Annotated in this window: 17 protein-coding genes; 6 read left to right on the top strand and 11 right to left on the bottom strand. The window is 43.0% G+C overall.

What is annotated here, in order from left to right:
• Nucleotides 1-33: 33 nt before the first annotated feature.
• Nucleotides 34-660 carry a polysaccharide deacetylase family protein gene (locus BM176_RS06385; RefSeq protein WP_090100706.1) on the bottom strand — a complete coding sequence of 209 codons (627 nt, stop codon included), beginning with the start codon at nt 658-660 and terminating at the stop codon, nt 34-36.
• Between the two features lie 33 nt (nt 661-693).
• Between BM176_RS06385 and gltX the strand changes: the two genes are divergently transcribed.
• On the top strand, nt 694-2,226 hold the full coding sequence (gltX, locus tag BM176_RS06380; RefSeq protein WP_090100704.1) for a glutamate--tRNA ligase: 1,533 nt from the start codon (nt 694-696) through the stop codon (nt 2,224-2,226).
• 132 nt (nt 2,227-2,358) lie between these two features.
• Here gltX and BM176_RS06375 read toward each other — a convergent pair whose 3' ends face one another.
• Nucleotides 2,359-4,026 (bottom strand): glutamine--tRNA ligase/YqeY domain fusion protein, encoded by a 1,668-nt coding sequence (locus BM176_RS06375; protein WP_090100702.1) that lies wholly within the window; start codon nt 4,024-4,026, stop codon nt 2,359-2,361.
• A gap of 111 nt (nt 4,027-4,137) precedes the next feature.
• Between BM176_RS06375 and BM176_RS06370 the strand changes: the two genes are divergently transcribed.
• From BM176_RS06370 to fumC, 4 genes are all read left to right on the top strand, one after another.
• Nucleotides 4,138-4,557, top strand: coding sequence for a cobalamin B12-binding domain-containing protein (locus BM176_RS06370; protein ID WP_090100700.1), 420 nt, complete (start codon nt 4,138-4,140; stop codon nt 4,555-4,557).
• A 56-nt stretch (nt 4,558-4,613) separates the two neighbouring features.
• Nucleotides 4,614-5,402: an outer membrane beta-barrel protein gene (locus tag BM176_RS06365; protein WP_143097733.1), complete on the top strand. Its 789-nt coding sequence runs from the start codon at nt 4,614-4,616 to the stop codon at nt 5,400-5,402.
• 228 nt (nt 5,403-5,630) lie between these two features.
• Nucleotides 5,631-6,407, top strand: coding sequence for an enoyl-CoA hydratase/isomerase family protein (locus BM176_RS06360; RefSeq protein WP_090100698.1), 777 nt, complete (start codon nt 5,631-5,633; stop codon nt 6,405-6,407).
• Between the two features lie 63 nt (nt 6,408-6,470).
• Entirely contained in the window at nt 6,471-7,868 is a 1,398-nt protein-coding gene (gene fumC, locus BM176_RS06355) for a class II fumarate hydratase (protein WP_090100696.1), read from the top strand.
• A gap of 400 nt (nt 7,869-8,268) precedes the next feature.
• Here fumC and BM176_RS06350 read toward each other — a convergent pair whose 3' ends face one another.
• From BM176_RS06350 to BM176_RS06315, 8 genes are all read right to left on the bottom strand, one after another.
• Nucleotides 8,269-9,249, bottom strand: coding sequence for a sulfite exporter TauE/SafE family protein (locus tag BM176_RS06350; RefSeq protein ID WP_090100695.1), 981 nt, complete (start codon nt 9,247-9,249; stop codon nt 8,269-8,271).
• A 132-nt stretch (nt 9,250-9,381) separates the two neighbouring features.
• Nucleotides 9,382-12,252, bottom strand: coding sequence for a TonB-dependent receptor (locus BM176_RS06345; RefSeq protein ID WP_090100693.1), 2,871 nt, complete (start codon nt 12,250-12,252; stop codon nt 9,382-9,384).
• Between the two features lie 317 nt (nt 12,253-12,569).
• Entirely contained in the window at nt 12,570-13,217 is a 648-nt protein-coding gene (locus tag BM176_RS06340) for a lipoprotein signal peptidase (RefSeq protein ID WP_090100691.1), read from the bottom strand.
• A 53-nt stretch (nt 13,218-13,270) separates the two neighbouring features.
• The gene (locus BM176_RS06335; protein ID WP_090100689.1) at nt 13,271-15,772 is read right to left on the bottom strand and encodes a bifunctional UDP-N-acetylmuramoyl-tripeptide:D-alanyl-D-alanine ligase/alanine racemase; all 2,502 of its coding nucleotides are present in this window, start codon (nt 15,770-15,772) and stop codon (nt 13,271-13,273) included.
• A gap of 229 nt (nt 15,773-16,001) precedes the next feature.
• Nucleotides 16,002-17,711: a gliding motility-associated ABC transporter substrate-binding protein GldG gene (gldG, locus tag BM176_RS06330; protein WP_177230314.1), complete on the bottom strand. Its 1,710-nt coding sequence runs from the start codon at nt 17,709-17,711 to the stop codon at nt 16,002-16,004.
• A gap of 22 nt (nt 17,712-17,733) precedes the next feature.
• Nucleotides 17,734-18,468: a gliding motility-associated ABC transporter permease subunit GldF gene (gldF, locus tag BM176_RS06325; RefSeq protein WP_090100686.1), complete on the bottom strand. Its 735-nt coding sequence runs from the start codon at nt 18,466-18,468 to the stop codon at nt 17,734-17,736.
• A 131-nt stretch (nt 18,469-18,599) separates the two neighbouring features.
• A complete protein-coding gene (locus BM176_RS06320) occupies nt 18,600-19,028 on the bottom strand; it encodes an iron-sulfur cluster assembly scaffold protein (RefSeq protein ID WP_090100684.1) in 429 nt (142 codons plus the stop codon).
• A gap of 19 nt (nt 19,029-19,047) precedes the next feature.
• Nucleotides 19,048-20,253 carry an IscS subfamily cysteine desulfurase gene (locus BM176_RS06315; protein ID WP_090100682.1) on the bottom strand — a complete coding sequence of 402 codons (1,206 nt, stop codon included), beginning with the start codon at nt 20,251-20,253 and terminating at the stop codon, nt 19,048-19,050.
• A 167-nt stretch (nt 20,254-20,420) separates the two neighbouring features.
• On the opposite strand from BM176_RS06315, the gene mce reads away from it, so the two are divergent.
• A complete protein-coding gene (gene mce, locus BM176_RS06310) occupies nt 20,421-20,825 on the top strand; it encodes a methylmalonyl-CoA epimerase (RefSeq protein WP_090100680.1) in 405 nt (134 codons plus the stop codon).
• Nucleotides 20,826-21,186: 361 nt separating this feature from the next.
• Here mce and murF read toward each other — a convergent pair whose 3' ends face one another.
• Nucleotides 21,187-22,455, bottom strand: coding sequence for a UDP-N-acetylmuramoyl-tripeptide--D-alanyl-D-alanine ligase (gene murF / locus BM176_RS06305; protein WP_090100678.1), 1,269 nt, complete (start codon nt 22,453-22,455; stop codon nt 21,187-21,189).
• Nucleotides 22,456-22,463 lie beyond the last annotated feature (8 nt).

The following is a 22,463-nucleotide window of genomic DNA, read 5'->3' as shown; positions in this document are numbered from 1 at the left end:
CAGTACGAAGTTTGGAACCTGGGTTTTCTAATTTTAATAGGGAATGGCATCCATAGACAATTTCTGCTTCCTGAAAAACTCCAATACACGCGGTAAACTATATTCTAACCGGTCCCATGCCTTCGTACTGTCGTGAAATACAATAATAGACCCCGCCTTCGCTTTAAAAACAACATTCTGTACACAGTCCTCTCCATTAATTGCAGTGTCAAAATCGGCACTTAAAATATCCCACATGATGATCTGCGCCCCCGGGATGGTCTTCTTAATATGTTTTACCTGGAATGGGGTAATCCTTCCATATGGTGGCCTGAAAAGTGGTGAGTTGATGTACTTACGGGCTTCCATTATGTTCTCTAAGTATTTATCCGTACTTGTTTTCCACCCGTTCAGATGATTATGTGTATGATTGCCAATGGCATGCCCTTCTTCCAGGATCTGCTGGTAAATACCCGGATGTTCTACCACGTTCTTACCTATACAGAAAAAAGTTGCTTTTGCTTCATATTTTTTGAGCTGTTCCAGTACGAAAGGAGTGGCCGTGGGATGCGGACCATCATCAAAGGTGAGGTACACCGATGGTTTTGCAGGAGAAAAATTCCAGGTACAGCTCTTATAAATTGTTTTAAGAAGAGCAGGTGTTTTAGTAAGATAGAACATGGAATGAAGTTACAATATTTTACCTTTGCGCTTATGCAACAACAGAAAGTTCGGGTACGCTTTGCGCCCAGTCCAACCGGCGGACTGCACCTGGGTGGTGTACGCACGGTCTTATTCAATTATTTATTTGCAAAGCAGCATGATGGTGAATTCATACTGCGTATAGAGGATACCGACCAAACCCGCTATGTGCCCGGTGCGGAAGAATATATTATCGAGTGCCTGAAATGGTGCGGCCTGGAAGCTAATGAAGGTCCGCATGTGGGAGGTCCGTATGCGCCTTACCGGCAGAGTGAAAGAAAAGCACAGTACCGGGAGTATGCTGAACAACTGGTAAAGAACGGGTATGCTTATTACGCTTTCGATACACCGGAAGAGCTGGAAGCAATGCGTGCTAATTTGAAAACGGCAGAGAATCCCTCTCCGCAATATAATTACGCTGCGCGTTTACAAATGCGTAACTCCGTGAGCCTTTCTCCGGAAGAAACAGCGGCACTGCTGGAAAAAGGAACACCTCATGTAGTTCGTATAAAAATGCCGGCAAATGAAGAAGTAAGCTTTACCGATCTGATACGTGGTCATGTACAGTTTAATACTGATACTGTGGATGATAAAGTATTGCTGAAAGCAGATGGAATGCCTACCTATCACCTTGCGGTAGTAGTGGACGATTACCTGATGAAAATCACCCATGCCTTCCGTGGTGAAGAATGGCTGCCTTCTGCTCCCGTACATTTACTCCTGTGGAAATACCTGGGATGGGAAGCGGAAATGCCGAAATGGGCACACCTTCCATTGATCCTCAAACCTGATGGTCATGGTAAATTGAGCAAACGTGATGGTGACCGTTTAGGCTTCCCGGTATACGCTATGAACTGGACAGATCCTAAAACAAACGAGATCACAAAAGGCTTCCGTGAAATAGGTTTCCTCCCTGAAGCATTCCTCAATATGCTGGTAATGCTGGGATGGAACGATGGTACCGGAAAAGAGATCTTTTCAATGACAGAAATGATCGAACGCTTCTCCCTGGATCGTGTACATAAATCAGGTGCTAAGTTCGATTTCGAAAAAGCAAAATGGTTCAATCACGAATACATTGTTAAGACTGATGATAACCGCCTGGCAGAATTGTTTGCGCCCGTACTAAAAGAAAAGGGTGAAAATGCAAGCATGGAATACATTGCCAAAATAGCCGGCATGGTAAAAGAACGCTGTCATTTTGTAAACGAAATATGGGATCACGGGTTCTTCTTTTTCCAGCGTCCGCAAAATTATGATGTAGCGGCTGTAAAACCTAAATGGACACCTGAGAAATCACAGTTCTTTATGGACTGGGCATCTGTGCTGGAATCCATGTCAGACTTCACACTGGAGAATATAGAAGAAAGCTTCAAAACATTGGCTACTTCTATAAATATTAAAGTGGGTGAGTTGCAGCTGCCTTTCCGCATCATGTTATGTGGTGGAAAATTTGGTCCTACGGTATTTAATATCGCAGAAACATTGGGCAAACATGAAACGATTGAACGAATCGTAAAAGGACTAGATGCTATTAATGCATAGTTGATCATCTTCATTATATAATAATAAGAGCCTGTATCGAATTGCTGATACAGGCTCTTATTATTTCGGCTCCTGATGGAGATATACAGTTACTCAGGACCTTCATTTATTTTTGATGCATTATCTTCGAAACTAACCCTTCTTCACTTCCTTCGCCCATGCATCTTTCAATGTTACTGTTCTGTTGAACACCGGTTTCTCCGGTGTACTGTCTGCATCCACACTGAAATAACCTTTACGCAAAAACTGTAAACGCTCTCCAGGTTTGGCATTCACCAGTCCCGGCTCTATATAGGCATTTGGAATAACCTGCAAGGAATCCGGATTGATATATGATTTGAAATCTCCTTCTTCACTTCCTGGATTTTCTACATTGAACAAACGATCGTACAGTCTTATTTCCGCTTTTGCTGCATGAGCCGCACTCACCCAGTGAATGGTGCCTTTTACATTCAGTCCGCTGTTATCAATACCACTTTTGCTTTCAGGATAATAAGTACAATAGATAGTAGTTATCTCTCCATTCTCATCCTTCTCGAAACTTTCTCCTTTGATGATATAAGCATTCTTCAATCGTACTGCTAATCCCGGTCCAAGACGGAAGAATTTCTTCGGAGGATTCTCCATGAAATCTTCTCTTTCGATATACAACGTGTTACTGAAAGGCAACATACGACGTCCAGCTTCGGGATCTTCCTGGTTATTCTCTGCAGAAAGTTCTTCTACCTGACCTTCAGGATAATTAGTGATCACTAACTTCACCGGATCAAGTACTGCCATTACACGGTTGGCTGTTTTGTTCAGCTCTTCACGAATGCAGAATTCCAGCAGACTTACATCTATCAGGTTATCGCGCTTTTGTACGCCTATACGTTCGCAGAAGGCACGGATGCTTGCAGGTGTATATCCACGACGGCGCAATCCGCTGATAGTAGGCATGCGGGGATCATCCCAGCCACTTACAAATTGCCCGTTCACCAGTTCCAGCAGCTTACGTTTACTCATGATCGTATAAGTAAGGTTCAGGCGTGAAAACTCATATTGATGAGACGGAAATATATTCAGTTGTTCTATGAACCAGTTGTATAACGGACGATGCGGAATGAATTCCAGCGTACAGATCGAATGTGTGATCTTTTCTATGCTGTCACTCTGTCCGTGAGCAAAATCATACATCGGATAAATGCACCATTTGTCACCCGTACGATGATGATGGGCATGCTTGATACGATAGATGATAGGATCACGCATATGCATGTTGGGAGATGCCAGGTCTACTTTGGCACGTAGTACTTTTTCGCCGTCTTTGAACTCTCCGTTACGCATACGCCCGAACAGATCCAGGTTTTCATCCACACTGCGACTGCGATATAGAGTAGGCGTACCCGGTACCGTAGGTGTACCTTTGGATGCGGCAATCTCTTCTGCAGTAGAATCATCTACATAAGCCAGCTCTTTTTTTATCAGTTGTACAGCAAATGCGTATAGCTGCTCAAAATAATCTGATGCATACAGTTCCTGTGCCCATTCAAATCCCAGCCATTGAATATCATGTTTGATAGAATCCACATACTCAATATCTTCCTTAACAGGATTAGTATCGTCAAACCGCAGGTTGGTCTGCCCATTGTATTTTTTTGCCAGTTCAAAATTGAGGCAAATAGATTTGGCATGACCAATATGAAGGTAACCATTAGGCTCAGGAGGAAAGCGCGTCAGCACTCTGCCATCGTTAACGCCATTGGCTATGTCTTCTTCTACGATCTGTTCCAGAAAATTCAGAGACTTTTCTTCACTCATATAGATTATATATTTCGGACGGCAAAGGTAGTAAAAAGTCCAGTAGTCCATAGATTCATGGTCTGTGGACTAAAAAATCCTAAATTACAACCCTTAACAACCGAAACGTTTATGGAGAACCCCCTGAAACGCCCCGTGCGGGTATTGGTAGCTAAAGTGGGCCTGGATGGCCATGATCGCGGTGCAAAAGTAATAGCAGCAGCACTCCGGGATGCCGGTATGGAGGTAATCTATACCGGGCTGCGTCAAACGCCCGATATGGTGGTGAATGCCGCTCTGCAGGAGGATGTGGATGCTATTGGTGTCAGTATCCTGTCAGGTGCTCATATGACTGTATTTCCCCGTATTATGGCACTCATGAAAGAAAAAGGAATGGATGATGTGCTGCTGACCGGCGGGGGCATTATACCACAGCCAGATATGAATGAACTGAATGAAATCGGTGTTGGTAAACTCTTTCCCCCCGGCACCCGGACAGAAGACATTGCGATATATATCAATGAATGGGTGGCTACCCACAGGGATTTTTAAATTTATTGTAACCTTTTTCTGACCCGGTCGTCTTTCCTGGTACAATTATCAATAATATGAACTCCAAGTTTTACCTGTTTCCCATGCTGCTGTGCTTGTTACAGCTCTCTGCTTTCTCTCAGGAGACTCCTTCGGATTCCTCCGGACATGATTGGATGAGTTTTGACAGATATCCTGTTCATCATAAAAAAAGCTACATAACCTGGGGTGGAGATGGTCCATTATTGTCTTTCGGGGATATTAAATACGCAGGTGATCATGTGAGGAATATTCCACGCTTTACCATCTTCTTTAATGTGGGGAATAACTTCAACTACGATTTTGGCAATAACTTTGGCATTTTCACTGGTCTCAACCTCAAAAACATAGGGCTGATTACTAAAGATAATGACTCTGTAAAACTGAAACGTCGTGTATACACTGTAGGTGTTCCACTGGGATTCAAAATAGGGGATCTAAGAAGAGGCAAATTCTTCTTTTTTGCCGGAGGCTCTTACGATCTTGCCTTTAATTATAAAGAGAAAAAATTCCTGAACGGAGATAAAGTACATAAATTCAATGAGTGGTTCAGTGATCGTACTCCATTGCTAATGCCCTCCCTCTTTGCAGGATTACGTGTAAGCCCTGGCTTTGGATTAAAAATCCAGTATTACCCGAATGACTTCTTCAATAAAGATTTTAAGGAAACAGTGAACGGTGTATCCACTCAGCCCTATAAAGATGTGGAATCAAAAATGTTCTTTGCCACCATCACGTATGATTTTGGACGGGTACCAGATCATCGTAGTATGAAAGCCCATTGGGAACACAAAAAACATAGCCATCATTGGGAAAAACACTTCTAAGGCTATAACCTGACTATACTATAAAGATACTTCAGATATGTCCTGAACAGGAAGTAAAGAGGCTCATCTTACGTTAAAAGACGTAGGATGAGCCTCTTTACTTCCTGTTTGAATTATGTCTGATTGGGCAGAGAGTACTATATGACTTAAGGGAATCTAAAATAGTATTATCGTTCCACTCTCCGTTTTATGACTTAAATTAGTTCCTCTAACAAAACCCGGATTATCATGTATCAAACTATTCGTACCGAACTCACTGATAATATTTTCTTTATCTATATCAACAGGCCGGATAAAATGAATGCGCTGAACCAGGAGGTGATGACAGAACTGGCATTGGCTATAGATGAAATTTATACTAACACGCAAATTAAAAGCGCAGTAATAACCGGTACAGGAGAAAAGGCTTTTGTGGCAGGAGCAGATATTGCAGAGTTTCTTACTATATCTGCCCAGCAGGGAATAGAACTGGCTAAAAAAGGACATGTAATTTTCAAACGTATCGAAGATTCTCCAAAACCAATTATAGCAGCGGTGAATGGTTTCGCATTAGGAGGTGGTTGTGAGCTGGCAATGGCCTGTCATTTCAGGATCGCATCAGCAAATGCTGAATTCGGGCAACCGGAAGTAAAACTGGGACTGATTCCCGGTTATGGTGGTACCCAGCGGCTTACCGCCCTGATAGGAAAGGGAAAGGCATTGGAACTGATGATGACCGGGAATATGATTAATGCAAATGATGCCCTGGCATGGGGTCTTGTTAACTATGTAGTACCATCGGAAGAGCTGATTGCCAAAGCCAAAGAAATTCTTAAAACGATTCATACCAGGGCTCCGCTCGCCATTGCCCGGGTAATTAAATGTGCTAATGCGGCATTTGATAAGGATATTGATAGCTATGAACTTGAAATAGCAGAATTCAGTGCCTGCTTTGCCACTAAAGACCTTCAGATAGGGGCCGCCGCATTCATAAAGAAGGAGAAAGCAATATTTACAGGAGAATAGTTCCGCTTTGCGAAACAAAAAGTGCTATTGATTACTTAGGTTTGTACCGCAAAAATCAAGTATATGGAATATAGAATAGAGAAAGACACGATGGGCGAAGTGAAAGTGCCGGTAGATGCTTACTATGGCGCTCAGACACAACGATCTATCGATAATTTCAAGATCGCACAGGATATCAACAGGATGCCCAGGGAGATTATCAAAGCGTTTGCTTACCTGAAAAAAGCAGCAGCGCTGACCAATCTGGATGCTGGCGTATTGACAGCAGAAAAGGCAACACTAATAGGTAAGGCCTGCGATGAAATCCTGGAAGGTAAACTGGATAACGAGTTCCCGCTGGTAGTGTGGCAAACCGGTTCAGGTACCCAGTCCAACATGAATGTAAATGAAGTAGTAGCTTACCGCGCTCACGTGATCAACGGCGGTCAGCTTGCTGATAAAGATAAAGTGATCCATCCCAATGATGATGTGAACAAATCACAGTCATCTAACGATACTTTCCCTACTGCAATGCACATTGCAGCTTATAAAATGCTGGTGGAAATAACTATCCCCGGTATTACCAAACTGCGGGATACCCTGGCTGCCAAAGCTGTGGAATTCAAGCATGTAGTGAAGATAGGCCGTACCCATTTTATGGATGCTACGCCTTTAACACTCGGACAGGAAATCAGCGGATATGTATCCCAACTGAATCACGGTCTGAAAGCTATCAGGAATACACTGGAACACCTGAGCGAACTTGCCCTGGGTGGTACTGCCGTTGGTACTGGAATTAATACACCTAAGGGATATTCTGAAAATGTAGCTAAGAAAATAGCTGAACTTACCGGACTGCCTTTCATTACTGCCGAAAATAAATTTGAAGCCCTGGCGGCTCACGATGCTATCGTGGAAGCACATGGTGCCCTCAAAACAGTAGCAGTAAGTCTGATGAAAATAGCAAACGATATCCGTATGCTAAGCTCCGGTCCACGTTCCGGTATCGGCGAAATCCATATTCCGGACAACGAACCAGGATCTTCCATCATGCCGGGTAAAGTAAACCCTACCCAGTGTGAAGCATTGACAATGATCGTAGCCCAGGTATTGGGTAATGACGTTGCCATCAACATTGGTGGTGCTACCGGTCATTTCGAGTTGAATGTATTTAAACCGGTAATGATCTTCAACTTCCTGCATTCTGCCCGTCTTATTGGAGATGGTTGTGTGAGCTTCAATGATAAATGTGCTGTGGGAATTGAGCCTATCGAAGCAAACATCAAAAAGCACGTAGACAATTCATTGATGCTGGTAACTGCACTCAATACGAAGATTGGTTATTATAAGGCAGCAGAAATTGCACAGAAAGCACATAAAGAAGGTACTACCCTGAAAGAAATGGCAGTGAAACTTGGTCATGTGAAACCTGAAGAATTTGATGCCTGGGTAAACCCAATCGATATGGTAGGAGAAATTTAGTAAGATTAAGTCTTTCCGATATTAATTCCCGGCTGTCCCTTCCAGATAGCCGGGAATTTTTTTTTGAAAGTCACCAGGTTTATAGCTATTCAGGATTTGTATAAATTAATAGAGTCTTCGGGGAAAGTTCGGAGTGACTTCTGGATTTGACGGGGGATTGGTCGTACGTTGGGCATTGGTTGGACAATCTTAGAACACGTTTATGTGCTCTAAGATTGTCCAACCAATGTCCAACGAATGTCCAATGTATGTTCTATGCATAGACTCACTATTATGTCTCCCCGGGCCTTCCTGAAACTAGTATAGATTGTGTCCTGATATTACTAAAGACAGTAGCCCCAAACAAAGAAGTCCCTGGCAGCGCCAGGGACTTCTTTATCAAATATAATAATGGTTAATTTTATTTCACGTGATGAATCAGTGTTGTGATAATCGTTCTAAGGCTTAGTAAAATAATCAGGATACCTACCATGATCATCATAGGTTTGCGTTTGATCTTCCTCACCAGTATTGCTGCAAAAGGAGAAGCAATCACCCCGCCTATAATCAGTCCAATGATCACAGGCCAGCCAGTAATAGCACCGAACAGCAGGAAAGTACTGGCACTGGCAAAAGAGATGAAGAATTCAGCTGCGTTTACAGAGCCGATTGTATAATGTACTGTGCGGCCTTTGCTTAATAAGGTAGAAGTAACAATTGGGCCCCATCCTCCTCCGCCAATAGCATCCATGAAACCACCAAAAAGCGCGAGAAAGCCCAGTCTCTTTGTTTTGCTTTTCGCCTTTTTTGCCTGGAAAGCCTTGCGTAAAACTATAATACCCAATACCAGCAGATAAGCACTCATAAAAGGCTTGATGAAATCACCGTCTATCTTTTTGGAAAGCAGGTAGGCACCCGTTACAGATCCGAGGATACCAGGTATCAGAAGATATAAGAACAGTTTCTTGTTTACATTTCCGAAACGGAAGTGAGAGATCCCTGAAGCGCCGGTGGTGAATACCTCTGCTACGTGTACACTGGCACTCGCAATAGAAGGAGGAATACCAAGGCCCAGCAAAAGCGACGTAGAAGTAGCCCCATAAGCCATGCCCAGGGCACCGTCTACCATTTGGGCCGCCAGCCCCACACAGATATAAAACAATACTTCCCTGGTAAAAAGGGAAGCAGTAAAATCATAGATGCGTGTATGGGTAGCATCGGAAGTATTGTAGTAATACAAAATCCCGGCTCCCGCCAGTACCGCCAACGCGATAAGTCCAATCAGCAACCAGAGCGCCGGTTTCTTCTGATTTTCTTCGTTCACCAGGTCTATTAATACCTCCTGACGTGCAACGGTGGCTGTCTGTTTCTCAATCTTCTCAATTACCTCGTTATGCGACATGAATGAATGTTATATAGTCTAGTCTATAGATATTATAGACTAAGGTAGGTTGAATAAATTGTATATCCAAATGGAAACAAAAAAATAGAGCGGCTATTTACAGCCGCTCTATTCTTTATAAATGAGGTTTTTCTACTTGTTGAAAGGCAGATCATATGTAATAGCCACATAATAAAGACCTTTTATAGTAGGCCCCCCAACGTATTGGAAATAAGATGAATTAAAAATGTTAGAACCACCCACTTTTACAGAAGTATGAAGTTTAGGCAATCCATAAGTGACCTGGGCATCTACTGTGCTGTAAGCCGGTACATTACCATTACCGAACAGGTTTTGCCAGTAGAAGTTGTCCTGCCAGTGCCATACCACATTAAAGCCAATATGTGGCAATACCTGCCTGTTACCGATACTTACATTAGTAAACCATTTTGGCGTATTAAAACCAGGAATCAAAGCATCGTCTTTGGTTTTATCCTGTGCCAGCGTATTATAGTTGGCGTTACCGCTGATAGTGAAGGTTTTATAGAAGTTGTAAGTTAAACCCAGCGCAAAACCGTAGTTCTCAACGGTAGATTTACTGTTGGTCCATACACGATAGCGGTTCTGGTATTGTTTATCATACATCTGATCCAGTACTTCCTGGGTCTGATTGTTTACGTCTCCTGTTTTGGGAACAGCTACTTCCACCTGTCCTATAAAATGTTTATAAGAGTTGTAATATCCATCAATATCAACGAATAATTTATTGTCAAACAGTACGCTCTTATAGCCAGCTTCAAATGAATGGATCTGTTCCGGAACAATAGGGTCCAGGTTTGCCACTTTCAGTACACCTGCATTATTTACTTCCGCTTGTGCACGGGTTACAGTAGGATCAGCATTCGTAGCTTTGTTTACAGCAGTAGTAAATGCCGTTGCGGAGGAAGTAAGGTAAGAGTTCTTGAAATAACCCAGACCATCTTCGATGAATGCCAGTCCGCCTACGCGTCTTACCCCACCGTTATTAACAAAAGAGTATGCTTCAAATAATGAAGGGAACCGGAATCCATTCTGCCAGGAAGCCCTGAAATTATGACGCTGGTTGGGGGTAGTAAACACCGCCGCAATGCGTGGGTTGAACTTACCATCAAACTGCTGGCTCTTATCATAACGAAGAGAACCTGTCAGTTTCAGCTGATCATGAAAGAAAAGCTTACCGACTTGAGCAAATCCACCTGTTTTACCATACCAGATATGTTTTCCTCCGGGAGTATTACGCTGATCCATTGGTTTGGTAAAGTCTACAAAGTTGTTACCATCAGGGATGATCTCGTAAGTACGATAGTCTGCACCCACAAGTACGTCCATGAAGGTGATGTATTTACGCAGGTTCCAGGTACCTTCCACATGATAGAAGTGGCTCATCTGGAGCAATGCGGCACCACCACTTTTGTTGGTACTGTCTTTGGAAACAGGGTAGATATCCCAGTCGTTGATACTTTTTATTTTAGCAAGTTGCTTATCAAACTCCGGTGTGCCGGGAGTCCAGCGGCCATTATCAGCAGCTGCACGTGCAGCCCTGTGTGCTGCTGCTATATCTTCGCCTAAAGTAAGTGCATCATTCAGTGCTGTGGTATAATCTTTCTGCCAGTTTTTATCGGTCTTAAAGGATTTTTCCAGGTTGTCTGCCAGCGGGTTCATATTATATGAGTTGCCCGTGTTTTCCAGTGATACATAAGAGCGGAGGGTAAAATCCTGTCCTACCAGTTCTACTTTATGATTTTGTACCAGTACATTTTTCAGACCAATACGGTTACCACGCTGAAAGAAACCGTCCATTCGCCCTACTCTGTAAGAGTAAGAGGCTTCCAGTTTAGGTTTTATTTTATAATGGATGGCTCCATCGAATTTGATATTCTTTACGGTGTAATCGCCTACCAGGTCTTTCTCCCAGTAACCGGTACGGGATACATTGTAAGATTTTCCGTTCTTATCAGTAATCGGGAAAGTACTCTGATCTGCATATTTATTCCAGGCATCATTGGCCACATTGTCGGCTCCTGTTAATGTGGGGAAATCAGGATTGGCTTTGGAACCAGGATTAAAGTCGTTGTGACTATCCGCGTACCAGTCAGTACCCTGCATATAAGAGAAGTTCATCTTAAATGCAAATTTACTGCTCAATGCCTGCGCATAACGCACGGCAGTTTCAGTGATGGGTTTAGGAGAACCCGCACTACCATCAAAGTGATTGAAAGCCAGTTTCTGGTAAACACTTACACCCTGGTACTGGAAAGGATTTTTTGTTATAAGGTTAGACATCCCGTTGATAGCGTTCATTCCATAAAGGGCAGAAGAGGCGCCGGGAGTGACTTCTATGCTTAATATATCCAGTTCAGTGGGGCCTATCGCATTTCCCAAAGGCACACCCAGTGTAGCTGCCTGATTGTCTACCCCGTCTATCAACTGCATAAAGCGGAAGTTATTGGGAACGTTGAAACCGCGGGTGTTGAATACTTTGAAGGTAAGTCCGCCTGTTGTCATCTGCACTCCTTTCAGGTTACCGATGGCATCGTAAAATGAAGCTGCAGGAGTTTCTTTCAAGGCCCGTACGTCCAGTTTCTCAATGGCTACGGGTGACTTCAACAGCTTTTCCGACTGACGGGAAGCCGATACCACCACTTCATTCACCAGCAGTGATTGTGTAATCATATGGATCTGCAAGCGGCTGCTACTATTCTTTATGTCAAATTCCTGTGGCTGATAACCAAGTAGTCTTACTACCAGTTTCAGCGGAAATTTGGTGTTGGCTGTTATTTCAAAGCGTCCGGTACTGTCTGCCAGTGCGCCAAAGGAAGTTCCTTTGATTTGTACGGATGCGCCTGCCAGTATTTCATTTTTATCGCCGGTAATCCTCCCACCGATAATATAGGAACCGTTCAGCTGCGCCTTTGCCAATACAGGCAATAGCAATGTAAGCAGCCATGGGTACATTATACGTATGGAAAGTCTTGTTCTGTTCATACAGTTGTATTATTTGTAATTTGTTTGATAAGATGTTGAGTGAAATTGGTTGTCCCTACAGGTTTGCCGGGTAAAGTGCTATATGCTACAACAACATCGTAAAGAATTGTCCATTGTTCAATTTATTGGTGGTAAATATTAGTATATCTATTAGTCTATAGAATTTGTGGACAAATGTAATAAGGGAATTTAGTTTTTCAAAGGAAAGAGGAAAATAAAATGCTGGGAACGGTGGGTAGGTGCTAAAAAAAATTGGCTTTCAGCTGGTTTTAGATCACTCTAACCAACTGAAAGCCAATATATATTTCTTACTAATCTTATTTTGCTACAGGAACCTGCTCCTGTTCTGCCAGTTTCTCATGGTGTTTGGCAAAGAAACGTTTCTGGAGTACCAGGATAGAAACTACACCTATAGAGATGGCTGCGTCCGCTACATTGAATATAGGACGGAAGAAGATGAAGTAGTCGCCGCCTTTAAAAGGGATCCACTTTGGCAGATATCCTTCATAAATGGGGAAATACAGCATATCAACCACATTCCCATGTAGAAAAGTGCCATAACCACCTTCAGCAGGCAGGAATTTAGCTATTTCATAATAATTGGTAGAAGAGAAGATCATCCCGTAGAACATGCTGTCTATCAGGTTGCCGGCAGCGCCCGCCAGGATCAGTGATCCACAGATCAGCAGCCCATTGCTGTATTGCTGTGTTACCAGCTTCTTCATATATCTGAAGCCTAATACTACAGCTGCCAGTCGGAACAAGGTCAGCAATACTTTACCGGCATTGCCGCCAAACTTCATTCCATAAGCCATACCGTCATTTTCGATGAAATGTATACGGAACCAATTAGGGAAAATGTTGTATTCCTGATTAAAATTCATGTGAGTTTTAATCCAAAACTTCAATGCCTGGTCTACAACCAGCACCAGCACTACAATCCAAATTACGTGACGATATTTCAAAGGGAATAAATTTTGTTAAAAGTACTAATAAAGTGCAAAATCGGAATTTCTGGTCATTCCTGGAAATATACACGCTTCACACGCTGAGAAATTCCTGTTAATATTTCATAAGGGATGGTATTTGCCCAATTTGACAGTTGCTGTACCGGTAGTCCTTCTCCAAAAACAATCACTTCATCGCCTTCGGTTACATCCGGAATATGCGTTACATCCAGCATCAACATATCCATTGCTACTGTGCCCGCTATAGGAGCTAATTGCCCGCGTACCAGCATCTTACCCGCGCCATTACTCAGGCGGCGGGGGTAACCATCTGCATACCCTATGCGTACTGTGGCAATTACAGATGTTCCATTGGCCTTCCATCTTCCTCCATACCCTACTGTTTCTCCTTTTTCCAGGTGTTTTACCTGTGCTACCGTTGTTTTTAATGTACTTACCGGACGCAACTGGGACTGCATATCCTCACTGCTGTCTATACCGTACATTCCTATTCCCAGTCTTACCATGTCCAGCTGCAGGTTGGGATGTCGCCGTATTGCCGCACTGTTGGATATATGCCGGATTACGGCATTACCCAATGCTTTCTGCAGTTCATGGCTCATCTCAAAGAACAATTCCCCCTGCTGTTTGGTGAAATTGTCCATAGCGGAATCTTCACTGCCTGCCAGGTGACTGAAGACAGATTTCACTTTAAGGTGTGCATTGTCAGTTAATAATAACGCCAGTTCCGGAATATTTTTCTTCTCAAAGCCCAGCCGGTGCATGCCCGTATCCAGTTTAATATGAATGGGGAAATGCGTTTTACCGGAAATGATTACCTCTTCTTCGAACTGCCGTAACAGGTGAAGAGAATATATTTCCGGTTCCAGGTTCCAGTGCAGGATGGCATCAAAAGAACTGGGCTCCGGGTTCATTACCATAATGGGCATGGTAATACCGGTCCTTCTCAGCTCCACTCCTTCATCAGCATAAGCGACTGCGAGATAGTCAATACCATGAAACTGGAGCAGGTTGGCAATTTCAAAGCTGCCGCTGCCGTAAGAAAATGCTTTTACCATTGCCATCATTTTGGTAGATGGCTGCAGTAATGCCTGGTATTGTTTAATGTTATGGGAAACCGCACTGAGATTGATTTCCAGTATGGTCTGATGTACTTTCTGCTCCAGCAGTTTACCAATCCGCTCAAATTCAAAGATACGTGCGCCCTTTAGCAGAATGGTTTCATGCTGGAAGTCCTGGGAATTGAAGTTTTGTATAAACTCTTCTGTAGTCAGGTAAAAATGACTTTTCAGATCAGCTACCTGCTGGAAGCTTTTTTTCTCCCGGCAGATGTTCTTACCAATACCGATCAGTTTATTGATCCCCTTCTGTTGCAGCAGGCTGGCTACTTCTTCATAAAGAGATGCATCACTTTTTCCACTTTGTAATATATCGCTCAGTATTACTGTGAGGGTGGGATGCTGATGTTGCTGCTGTAAAAAGTCCAGGGCAATGGTGAGGGAGCCCAGGTCGGAATTATAACTGTCATTAATAATAGAGCAGTTATTAATACCCTGTTTCAGTTCCAGCCGCATAGCAATATTGCCCAGCTGGTCCATCCGCTGTTGGATCACTACCGGGTCCATACCCAGGTGGATCATCAGTGCCCAGCAGTGGACTGCATTTTCAATAGACCCTTCATCCACAAAAGGAATAGTGATAGTTTGGGGGGCACTTTTATATAGCGCATCTATGCGGGTACGATTATTATTTTTATCTACACTGGTAACGCGCAGGTCTGCATCCGTTTTGCGCGACCAGGTGAATAACTGTAATCCTTCATGATTATCTTTTTTTCCTACTACACTATGGAAAGTATTCACACACTCATTCAGCACGAGATAGTCTTTATTGTAGATCAACAGGTCGCTTTTGGAAAACAATACCAGCTTTTCATTGATCTTTTGTCTGATGTTGAGGAAGCCTTCACTATGAGCTTCGCCTATATTGGTAAAGATGCCGATAGTAGGGCGGATAATCTTTTCCAGGTGCTCCATTTCGCCCGGCTGGGAAATGCCGGCTTCAAAAATAGCCAGTGTATGCTCGGGTTTCATTTGCCATACTGACAAAGGAACACCTATCTGGGAATTGTAGCTTTTAGGGCTGCGAACAATGTTGTAGTCCTTTTCCAGCAACTGGTAGAGCCATTCTTTTACGATGGTTTTACCGTTACTGCCCGTAACTCCGATAACCGGAATCTGAAAATGCTGACGGTGAAAAGCGACCAGCATATGTAGTGCATGCATGGTATCCTTTACCAATATAATATTGGCTTTGGGAAATTTGCCTGCGGGGAGGGGTTCACTTACCACAAAATTACTTACTCCTTTTTCATATACCTCTTCCATATACTGGTGGGCATTCCGCCGGGTGCTTACCAACGGAATGAAAAGAGAAGTTTCTGGAAAAGTCAGTTTCCGGCTATCCAGTAAAATGTGTTCAATCTCCGGATTACCCGTTTGCTGTAATAATTCACCTTTCAGCACCTTGCTGATACTTTCTGCGTTATACACTGATGGATTTAATTTTTTGTGATCTTCCCGGCATATCCCGGCTTGTCCGGGATGCTGTTCTACTTATGAATAATATACAATTGAATTGCCGGGGCAAAGTACAATGGCTATATACAATAAATATACCGGGGCAAGTATTGGCCTTTTAATAGGCACAAAGATAGGTGTAATATACCTTAACTATTGCTCCTTAAACAATTAGAGAACGTAGGAGAATAAAATTTATTGGTTACTGCTCAAATTTTCGTTGTCTGATAAACTGGAAAATAACAGCAAAAAGCAAGATTATACCAATAGGGACAAGGAAACAGATCACCTGCCACTTCGTTTTTTCCTGTTTAATTTTTTCTGCATCTAACAATCTCAGCGTGAGTTCTTTATTACGGGCTTCCATAATACCTGAGTTGCCGGTGAGATATTCCAGTGAATTGAGGAGAAATTCTCTGTTGGCAAAGACTACAGACGGATTATACATATTAATCCCCATCTGTAAAGGGCCATCTTTCTGAGAAACGGCGTTTGTAATAATATCAGCATCACTCACCACAATCATACTGTTCATCCCGTCACTACTATTTTTGAAAGCCATGCCAGTGCCTTGTTGTAGCGCCTGTTGTGTAGCTACATCAAGTCTGTTGTGGAATAAGGAAGTGAATTTCCCTTCCAGCAATACCGCTACCGGCAGGTTATGTTTGGTAAACTGGCGTGTATTAGGCTTCACCCGCAGATCGTTCCAGCTCAGTTCTACCGGAGCACCTACTGCACGAGTGCTGTTGGAGGTGGTCAGGAGGATAGTTTTGGAGATTCCACCACCTTTTACGGTATCTATGGAACTGGCAAAATGGCTGAGGATGGGATCCATATTTTTTACAATAGGGTGTGCTCCTGTTGGCGCCAATAAAGGAAAATATGGAAAAGGCACCAGCGCAAACTGGGGCTGGTTACCATTATGTCCTACAATTTGCGGAATCTGATCACATTGCAGATCTTGCAGCAGGTCCTGGTTAATGCGTACCCCATAGCGAAACAGCAGATCTTCCAGGTTCAGAGCCTGATCAAGTGCCGCATAACTTTCATGATGCTGCAGGCTATCCATTGACACATTCAGTTCATCTATAAACCAGATCACTTTCCCGCCATTCATCACATACTGGTCTATCTTCAGTTTATCCTCATCAGAAAAACGGTTGATTGGCTTAGCAAACACAATGAGATTAAAATCCTTCGGAATATGTGATACATATTGAAGTGTGATAGTATCCAGCAGATAGTTGCTCTGCATGGTAGTAAGGGCGCTAAACACTTCAGCACCCAGCATTTCCCCGTTACCCAGCATATAACCCACCAGTGGCTGTTGCTTTTGCTGTAAATGATAAATAGCACTGGAAAACTGGTATTCCAGCAGGGATTCAGAGCTGTTCATTGTTTCCAGCGGATTTGCTCCTCCCTGGTTTTTGAGCAGATTGATTCCGATAGTTTTATTACCATAATGCAGTAAGGCACCGGGAAAGATCAGTTTTTCAGAATATCCCTGGCTGGCATCTTCCTGCACCTGCATGTTAAATGGAGTAATGCCTCTTTCTACCAGCGACTGCTGAAAAGCAAGGCGGGCGGAGTCTGTCAGTCCCTGGCCGGGAGTTTGAAAGGAGAACTGGATATGTTTACCACCATATTCTCTGAATTCTTCCAGTAATTCCTGTGTAGACTGTGCCAGTTGTTTAAAACTGGCTGGGTAATCACCTTTGAGGAATACTTCTATAGTCACTGTGCTGTCCAGTCCCCGCAGCAATTGTTTGGTATGGGGAGTGAGTGTATATCGTTTTTCTGCGGTAAGGTCCCAACGGCTGTGGAGATAAGCTGCCAGTATGTTAATTCCTGCCAGCACACCTATAACAACAATCGCACGCTGTAAATATTGTTTCCTTCTGTTGATAGCCACAATGATAATTGTTACTTAAAGATTAATCCCAGATTCTGCGCTGCAATGACAACCTGGTAAGGTAAAGCATTAGCCCGATTACACTGACAAAATATACAATGTCCCGGCTGTCTATCACACCTCTGCTGATAGAAATATAATGAAACCGGATTCCGGCCATTTGAAGGTAATAGTCTGCACTACCAGTAAATGCCGGCAGCTTACTTAACGCATCAAAGCCGTAATAAAATATGAAACAGGTGAAAATAGCGGTGAGAAAGGCAACGACAGCATTGGAGGTAAGGGAGGAAGACCATACACCAATAGCGGTGAATACAGCTCCCAGTAAAAACAGTCCTATGTAAGAACCAGCAATACCTCCGTTATCAAGGCTGGAAGGATTCGCACTCAGCTGGCGGATAGCCACATAATAAACGATAGTGGGTACCAGTGAAATGAGAACAACCAGTGTTCCGGCTCCAAATTTACCCAGCACTATCTGCCACCAGGTAAGTGGTTTGGTGCTGAGCAACTCCATTGTACCTGTTTTGAATTCATCCGCAAAACTGCGCATGGTAATGGCAGGTATCAGTAATAAGTAGATTAGTGGTGCCAGCTCAAATAGCGGATTCAGGTTTGCATATCCATAATCCAGCAGGCTGGTATCAGGGAACACGAACAGGAGAAGCCCATTAGCCAGCAAAAAAAGAATAATGGCCACATAACCTGTAATGCTGCTGAAAAACTGATGTATTTCCTTTTTGAAAATTGCTAGCATAGTAATGACTGAAAGTACAAATATATATAATTAAAAATGATCAATTACTAGCTGATTAACGCAATAATGGGGGGGATTGTTATTAAAATCTGAAGATAGTATATAAGTTTCAGGCAGGGATGGATAGCAACTTATGCTTCAAAATCAGTAGTAACCTCCTCAAACCGGAGTTCTTCCAATCCGTTCTTTAACCTGTAATTGTTGATAGCAGCTCTGATGGCATCCTCTACCAAAGCAGCACAATGAATCTTTGAGGGAGGCAGGTTTAGTTCTTCAACGAGATACATATCATCGATCTGTGATGCTTCCTGAAGAGTTTTAAACTTGATCCATTCGGTTGCCAGTGAAGATGCTGCAATGGCAGCTCCGCTTCCAAAGGTTTTGAACTTTGCATCTGAGATCACGCTGGTGGCAGGATCTACTTCTATTTGTAACCGGATCACTTCAATATATCCCGGTACATGCACGAGTCCCGTTCCCACATTGATTTTTGCTTTATCCAGTGTGCCGGCATTCCTTGGGTTATTGTAATAATCCAGTATTTTCTCCGGGTAAGCCATAAGTATAAGTATAAAAATGTCAATAATATTCCGTCATATCCGCGCCTTCCTTGAACATTTCCCACAGTGGACTGATGTCCCGCAGTTTATTCACAGTATCAGTTACGGCCTGGATAGTATAGTCAATTTCTTCTTCTGTAGTAAAACGTCCCAGTCCAAAGCGCAGGGAAGAGTGGGCCAGATCATCGCCCAGTCCAAGTCCTTTGAGTACATAACTGGGTTCAGGAGATGCTGAGGTACAGGCTGAGCCGGACGATAAAGCGAGATTCTTATTGAATCCCATCATCAGCGCTTCTCCTTCCACATATCTGAAAGAGATATTAGTTACATGGGGAAGGCGATGTGTACGGGAGCCATTTACATAAGACTCTTCCATTTGCAACAACGCATTTTCCAGTTTATCGCGCAAGAGGGACAACCGTTTGCCTTCTGCGTTCATTTCCTGAAAGCTTAGTTCACAGGCTTTCCCAAAACCTACAATTCCTGGTACGTTCAGTGTCCCGGAGCGCATCCCTCTTTCATGACCGCCACCATCCATCTGCGAAGTAACTTTTACACGGGGTGATTTCCGACGCACATACAGGGCGCCTACCCCTTTAGGACCGTACATTTTATGGGCGCTGAAAGCAGCCAGATCTATTCCATCGCGGTCCACATCTACAGGGATTTTGCCGGCAGCCTGTGTGATATCGCTCATCATCAGTACGCCATTTCTTTTGGCAATTGCACTGATTTCACGGATTGGATTAATTACCCCAATTTCATTATTGGCATACATTATTGCCACCATGATGGTTTTGGGTGTAATGGCAGCTTCCAGTTCTATCAGGTTGGGAAGGCCTTCATTATCCACTTTCAGGTAAGTCACCTCTGCTCCCAGCTTTTCCAGGTGTTTGCAGGTATCGAGTATTGCTTTATGTTCTATTTCAGTAGTAATGATGTGGTTGCCTTTGCTGGCATACATCTCAAATACGCCTTTCAGTGCCAGGTTATCTGCCTCAGTAGCACCGGAGGTGAAGATTATTTCTTTGGGATCAGCGCCTATCAGTGCAGCTACCTGCTCACGTGCAAGATCTATAGCAGCTTCTGCCGCCCATCCGTAGGAATGGTTACGACTGGAAGCATTCCCGAAGATCTCAGTGAAATAAGGAAGCATTGTTTCTACAACCCGCGGATCGCAGGGTGTTGTAGCATTGTTGTCAAGATAAACGGGCAACTTTAACATAGTGGCACAGATCTTTATGAGTGACGAATTATTAAGACAAAATTACGCTTAATAAACTGTTCATACATTATAAGTACTGATGAGGGTATAGAGAGGGTCTATAATCATCTACGAGATTTACGATCCTGCGGTTCCTTCCTACACCGTAAAAATGCTAACTTGCTGTTATGCTTAAAGTTGAACACATTGGTATTGCCGTACAATCATTACAGGTATCTGTTCCTCTGTTCGAGAAGTTACTGAACAGTCCCTGTTATAAAAAGGAAGCAGTAGAAAGTGAGCAGGTGCAAACTGCATTTTTCCAGCAGGGGGATACAAAGATAGAATTGCTGGAAGCTACCAGTCCGGGAAGTGTGATTGCCCGTTTCCTGGAAAAAAAAGGAGAGGGAATGCACCATATTGCCTTTGAAGTAAAGGATATTGTAGCAGAAATGGAGCGTTTATCGGCCGAAGGATTTACATTATTACAGCCGGTTCCCAAGCGAGGTGCAGATAATAAACTGGTATGTTTTTTACACCCTAAAGATACCAGCGGAGTATTGATTGAATTGTGCCAGGAAATGCCAGTATGAAAAATCTTTTGAGTAATTAAATCCGTCCATTATCACTCACCGTATATAATTGCAGACACCAGAAGAATCACGTTAGAAAGAGAAAACTATTTCAGTTAAGTTTAAACAATTAGTAGCATACCTTGTTGTTAAGATTGTATGAGAATGTTCGCAGCGTAGTTTACGCATCAAACCTGGGTATAACCTATTATTATTCCTCATTTGTTGCCGGAATTAAACCTCATCAATTAAACAAGTCAAACAAAAATTATTTATACGATCTGATCGTACACTATAATGATATTTAAATCTTTTAGAATTACTCTAAAGTTGGCATAGGTTATGAACACCTGCGGGTTCTTTAACCTGCAGGTCTCTTTTTTTATATAACCTTTTCCATGCCCACACTTCTCGATCCTTTAATTAATATATACGTATCAGTGAACTGTTGTTGTTTTAACCAGGAGCCAGCCTCTGCTGCATTTTCCAGGTATAGATAAGGATGTTCTGCTTTACTGAAATCTCCTCCTACCAGTACTACCGCATGCCAGTGAGTACGTTGCAGCATATTTATCAGTGCCTGATGTTCTTTCACACTATCTTCTCCCAGTTCCTTCATTGCTCCAAGCAGCAATACTTTTTTGGTGGCATTGATGCCTGCAAAATTTTCAATGGCTGCTTTCATGCTGGATGGATTTGCATTGTAAGCATCCATGATAATGGTATTACTATCCTGTTGAATAACCTGTGAACGGTTATTGGATGGTGTATATGCGGTAATTGCTGCATTGATATTGCTGCCGGGTACGCCAAAATAGCTACCTGTAGCTACTGCCGCCATTACATTCGGGAAGTTATAAGCGCCCACCAGTTGAGTGGAGATAGTGCCAGTTGTATCTACTTTCACGCCCAGTAGTGCAGTATCTGCAAGTGGTTGTCCTGTATAATCTGCGTTAGTTTTCCCGTAGGTGATTACTTCTTTTATTCCTTTGCTCATTTCCTCCAGGTAAGAATATTCATTATAAAGAAATACTGTTCCCCCGTTATCACGTAAAAAATTATACAGTTCTCCTTTAGCCCTGCGTACACCTTCTTCACTGCCAAAACCTTCCAGGTGTGCCTTACCTATATTGGTGATAATACCGTGTGTGGGCAATGCTATCCGGCAATAACTTTCTATTTCATGTTCATGATTAGCACCCATTTCTATAACAGCCATTTCTGCATTGGCCGGAATACGCAGAATGGTTAAGGGTACGCCTATATGATTATTCAGATTACCTGCTGTAGCAGTGGTTCTGAAAGTAGAAGACAATACCGCACTTATCAGCTCTTTTGTAGTGGTTTTACCGTTAGTGCCGGTAATAGCCAGAAAAGGGATCTTCAGTTCCTGACGATGCCGCAATGCCAGCTGCTGAAGGGTTTCGAGCACGTCTGTTGCCAGCATCATCTTATCTGGCTGTGTATAATATTTCTCTTCATCTATTACTGCGAAAGCAGCTCCATTTTCCAGGGCTGCTGCAGCATAAGTATTGCCATTGAAATTGGACCCTTTCAAGGCAAAAAACATATCGCCTGCTTTTAGTTGCCGGGTATCTGTTTGAATAGACGTATGTTTTTTATAAATATCGTACAGCTGATCTATGTTCATAGAAACAA

It is taken from the genome of Chitinophaga sp. CF118 (genome assembly GCF_900112615.1).
GTDB lineage: Bacteria > Bacteroidota > Bacteroidia > Chitinophagales > Chitinophagaceae > Chitinophaga.
Note: the sequence above shows the minus strand (reverse complement) of the source record. Positions and strands in the feature narration are given on the sequence as shown.